The following is a 517-nucleotide window of genomic DNA, read 5'->3' on the forward strand; positions in this document are numbered from 1 at the left end:
TGGCGGGAACCGCCCAGGACCAGACCTACAGCCTGACCTACAACGCCGCCGGCCAGATCATCACCCGCTCGATCAGCAACACCGGCGCGAACTATGTCTGGACGCCAGGCGTGGCCGGGACCAAGGCCTACACCGTCGATGGCCTCAATCAACTGACCACGGCGGCCGGGGCGACGATCACCTACGGCGATAACCGCGGCAACCTGACCAATGATGGGGCCAGAAGCTTTGTCTACGACCTGGAAAACCGGATGACGACCGCCCCGGGCGCGCCGGGGGTCACGCTGGGCTATGATCCGGTGGGGCGTCTGGACACCATCGTGGGGGCGATCACGACCCGGCTGGTCTATTCGGGTTCGGATCTGATCGAGGAAACCGACGCGGCCAACAACACCCAGCGTCGCTACATTCCCGGTCCGGGAACCGACGAGCCGATAACCTGGTACGAGGGCGCGACCACCAGCGATCGCCGCTTCCTTCTCAGCGATGAGCGCGGCTCGGTGGTGGCGCTGACCAA

The 517-nt window shown here is 65.4% G+C and carries 1 pseudogene; it reads left to right on the top strand.

Going from position 1 to position 517, the window contains the following annotated elements:
- A pseudogene (locus PMI01_RS23635) lies at positions 1–517 on the top strand (RHS repeat-associated core domain-containing protein); the annotation flags it as partial.

Origin of the sequence: Caulobacter sp. AP07, from assembly GCF_000281955.1 — a bacterium.
Lineage (GTDB): Bacteria > Pseudomonadota > Alphaproteobacteria > Caulobacterales > Caulobacteraceae > Caulobacter.